Raw genomic sequence first — 4,188 nt, forward strand, 5'->3', positions numbered from 1 at the left:
CCATGGTCATAGGCGATAGTAAACACTTTGTGCCGGTTGTTGCTGCGGCCTTTCAGTTCTTGCGCCACCGCGATACATGCTGCCGAGGTATTGCCGACGAAATAGCCATGCTGTGCCGCAAAGCGGTGTTGTGCTGCCAGCATGGTGTCCTGATCGATGTACATGGTTTCCGACACAAGATCCCAATCGAGCAAGGGTGGCTTGACACCAACGGCCATGCCTTCCAGCCGGTGATCGACAAATACCCCGGCCCGGCTATCGCATCCGGCAGGCTCTACCAGCACCACATTGGTTTGGTAACCGGCATGGCGCAAGCCACGGGCTATGCCGGTCAAATGGGCACCGGTGCCCGCACAACTGACGAAGGTAAGGATATCCACGTCCGGCCACGCTTTGAGCTGGCTCACAATTTCAGGGCCGGTTTCCAGTTCATGCGCATCAAGGCTACCGCGATTATTGAATTGATCCGTGTAATAGTATTTCTTGCCCAGCTCCGCAGCATTGGCCAAATGCCACTCCACCACTTCGCGCGGGGTGGCACCCTGCTTCAAGCGATCGACCCCGATCAGGGTGGCACCGAATGACTCCAGACAGCGCCGCTTGAGCGGGCTGAATGACAAACCAACGGCCAACTCGACCGGCACACCGATTTCGGCACATGCCAATACAAGGCCCAGGCCGAAATTCCCGCCGGTTTTCTCGATCACGGTCGATTGTTGGCGGCGGTCTAAATCCGTAGAAATATGGCGTCAGTAAATGGCGGCATAAATTGGCGTCCAACTCCGGTACCCACGGCGCCACTAATAGATAAGGCCCCGTTAGGGGCCCTGATTGTTGGGGGTTGAAAGTTCGTCGTTATTCAGAACGGCAAATCCTGGTCATAGTCATCAAGTGCGTCATTGGTAATGTGCTGTTCGCGTAACTGGTTCTGGATGACCAAGCCGTAATGAGTCCAAATGCGGTCGCGCAGGTCATCCAGCAACTCCCACACCGCCAATGCTTGCTCCGGCGTCCAGGTGGCATCCACCGTGAACGGTAGCCCTGCTGACAAGCCTGACGGCTGATGCCATGTCCTCATGGCTTACCCTTTGAGGTTTTACGCTTACCAGCGCGTGCCTTGGCCTGTTCCTGCGCCTCCTTCTGCCGGTATGACTGGCCCTTAATACCAATGATTTCAGCATGGTGGACCAGCCGGTCCACCAGTGCCACCACACAGGCCGCGTTGGGGAACACTTCGTTCCATTCTGCGAAGGACTTGTTGGTGGTGATGAGCGTGCTTTTTTGCTCGTGGCGGCGGCTGATCAACTCAAACAGCAGATCGGCATAGCGACTTGAATATGAGAGGTACCCGACCTCGTCAATAGCCAACAGTGAAGGCCTTGCGTAATGACGCAGCCGAGTGCGCAAGGCCGAATCACTGTCCAGGCTGGCGAGCTCGCCGAGCAGCTTGCCGGCGGTGGTGAACATGACGGTGTGCCCCTGCAGCACCGCCTGATGCGCAATATTCTGGGCGATGGTGGTCTTGCCGACTCCGGAGGGTCCCACCAAGATGGCGTTGCTGGCGCTCTGCAGGAACTGCAGCGTCATCAACTCGCTCACGGCCCCCTGGTCAATCTGCTCGGGCCAGCGCCAGTCGTAGTCGGTCAAGGGCTTGAAACGCCCGATGTGCGCACTGTGCAGGCGCCGTTCCATGGAACGGCGGGCATTCTCTTGCTCCTCCCAGTCCAGCAAAGTGGCCACCCAGGGCTCTGTCGAACATGAACTCCAGTTTGACAGCAATCCGTGCAGTTGCAGGGCCTGGGCGCGGCGTTTAAGTAGGGTTGGATCAGTCGTTTGCATCGTCGTGGTCTCCAAGAAGTTGGTCGTAGCCATCCAGGCTGTGGGGGCGCACCGCGATGTCACGGGCACGCACATGTTCAGGAAGGTCCACGCCCAGCGGGGGTGGGGTTTGCGCCTGGCGTTGGCGCTCCAATGCCATGCGAACGGCATTGGGGTGTGGCACGCCGCGATTGAGGGCATCCGCAACGGCGGCCGTCATCTGCGTGCGCCCATGCACATCAAGCAGCTCCTGCAACTGGCTGGCGGTGCGCCCCAGCGGTTCCCCCCGCTTGGCGGCCTCATTGAGCAAGGCCTGAACCTGAGGAATGGCGTGCACCAGGCGGTCGGTATCACGGTGGGCACGCCCGGCTCGCTTGTGCCGCACCAGATCCTCCAGGTGGGCCTCGACCTCGATTTGCTGGCCCTTGTCCCAGCAACGCCGGTGGGTGGCCAGCACCTGTTGGCCGTCCAGAATGCGTACAACACTGAGGTCGGCGTGCACGGTGAGGCTACGCTGCACATGGGTGTGAGGAATCGAGTAGTCGTTCAGATCGAACCGCACGTAAGGGGTCTTGCCGGCAGACACACCCCGCAGCTCGTCGCAACTAAACGGGGTTGCGGGTAGCGCCATCAGGTGGCTCTTCTCCTGCTCGAAGGCCTCCTGCACCGACAGCTTGGTGTCTTCGGGGCAGGGGCGCTGGCTCGACGCTCCAACCACCCAGGCATCGGCCTGTGCGTTGAGGTCGTCGATGTCGGTGAAGGTGCGCGCGGCAAAGAAGTTGTCACGGATGTAGCGAATCGAGCGCTCTACGCGGCCCTTCTGATTGCCCCGTGCAGGTGCCACAGGGCGTGGCTCGAAATGGTAATGCGCCGCGAGTGCCAGCACTACGGGGTTGAAACGGATGGCCTGCCCCTTGCGCTCGAGCACGGCGCTCTTCAGGTTGTCGTACAAAGTGACCCTGGGCACCGCGCCCCAGGATTCAAAGGCCTGGACGTGGCCGCGCAGGAAGTTCTCCATGTGTGCGCCCAGGAAGAAACGCAGAAAGATGCGTCTGGACCAGGACAGAACCATCACAAAAGCCATCAATGGCCGTTTGGCTTGGCCGATCTGGATGTGACCAAAGTGACCCCAATCGCATTGGCATTGTTCGCCGGGCAAGGTGCGCAGGCGCAAGTAGGCCTCGGCTGGGGGGCGCGGGCGGTGCCTGGCGATGAGGTGGCGGAAGTGGTCAGGGCGACCGCCATAGCCACGCTCCACGACCATGGCGTGCAAGCGACTGGCAGTGAGATTGGGGAACTGCTTTAAGGTCTGCTCGATGAAGGGCAGATAGGGGGTCACGCCCGAGGGGCGCTGGGCGGGAATGATGGGCGAGGCGCCGGCTTGCGTGAGAACGCGGATGACGGTCTCGCGGTGCACGTTCAGTTGGGATGAAATCGTTCCCACCGGCCAGCGCTCGGCGTGGTGGTAGCGCAGGATTTGCGCTGTCAGATCAGGGGCAATAGTCATGTAAATCGGCACTCCTTAAGGTTCGCTTCGATGGGGGACGAAAGCGACAGCCCAGAAAGCCCTGGCGAACGAAAACGGAAACCGCACGGCCACAAAAGTGGCACTTGCAACTCCGATTTGTGGCTGGTTGCGAGGCTGTTGCTTTGTCAAGGGGGAGTAAATCAGCAGCGGGCAGTGGTGGGCTACCCTGATGCGTCACTTTTTTTGCACACGCCTTCCATCGTCTCTGGCGTTGGGCATGGGCATGACGGCCCTTTCGGCTGTCCTGATAACGCCTGCCGGCAGCGCGCTGGGCGCAAGTTCTTGCTTGACCCGAACAATCGGTGCTGCAATAGCGCTGACCACGGTCGCAGTGGCTGCAGATGAGGACCGTGCAGCGACAGCGGGCGCACAAAAAGGACCTCGGTGGCGGTTGGTCTGTTTGCATGGGCGTTCATGCCCATGCGCGTGAAAACCATGGTCTGGACAGCCACGCCCGCTTCGTGAAATACTACGTGCGCAACGTTGCTCTCCAGTAGGGCCTCGGGGCGCGGCAGTGGGTTGACCGGCAAGTTATTGCCACTGTCGCGCTTGCTTCTCACACAGGCAAGGCGATTTGTAACGCAAAAGGCCACAGCAGCGCCAGACCCCAGAGCTGACTCACACGCATCATCCCAAAGCACGCTCGCCCAGGACCCATCCGTGCCCTACAGAACGAGCACCCCAATTCGATTCAAAGGAAGTTCAACGAAGCCGGCGTGCTCAGCCGGTGAATGCGACCGTCAGGCTGCCGACACCGGATTTAAACGGAAACTGAAAGCCGTTCACAATGAGTTGTGGCGCGAGCCAGGATTGGCTTTGCTCGGCGCTCATGCGCGACAAAG

4 protein-coding genes are annotated in these 4,188 nt (G+C 60.1%); all 4 read right to left on the bottom strand.

The features are described 5' to 3' along the window. The coding region (locus tag Q0341_RS03705; RefSeq protein WP_299510651.1) for a pyridoxal-phosphate dependent enzyme at positions 1-707 on the bottom strand (707 nt) is incomplete at its 3' end. Between the two features lie 152 nt (positions 708-859). After that, positions 860-1,078: a hypothetical protein gene (locus Q0341_RS03710; RefSeq protein ID WP_299510653.1), complete on the bottom strand. Its 219-nt coding sequence runs from the start codon at positions 1,076-1,078 to the stop codon at positions 860-862. Beyond that, positions 1,075-1,839, bottom strand: coding sequence for an IS21-like element helper ATPase IstB (gene istB / locus Q0341_RS03715; protein ID WP_299510654.1), 765 nt, complete (start codon positions 1,837-1,839; stop codon positions 1,075-1,077). Before istB ends, Q0341_RS03710 begins: the two co-directional genes overlap by 4 nt. After that, a complete protein-coding gene (gene istA / locus Q0341_RS03720) occupies positions 1,826-3,325 on the bottom strand; it encodes an IS21 family transposase (protein ID WP_299510655.1) in 1,500 nt (499 codons plus the stop codon). Before istA ends, istB begins: the two co-directional genes overlap by 14 nt. Between the last annotated feature and the right edge of the window lie 863 nt (positions 3,326-4,188).

This window comes from uncultured Limnohabitans sp. (assembly GCF_937889215.1).
In the GTDB taxonomy this organism is placed as follows: domain Bacteria; phylum Pseudomonadota; class Gammaproteobacteria; order Burkholderiales; family Burkholderiaceae_C; genus Limnohabitans_A.

Bases quoted from the DNA above. Each gene is read 5' to 3' on its own strand.
- Q0341_RS03710 (WP_299510653.1), bottom strand. From the start codon at position 1,078: ATGAGGACATGGCATCAGCCGTCAGGCTTGTCAGCAGGGCTACCGTTC.
- istB (WP_299510654.1), bottom strand. From the start codon at position 1,839: ATGCAAACGACTGATCCAACCCTACTTAAACGCCGCGCCCAGGCCCTG.
- istA (WP_299510655.1), bottom strand. From the start codon at position 3,325: ATGACTATTGCCCCTGATCTGACAGCGCAAATCCTGCGCTACCACCAC.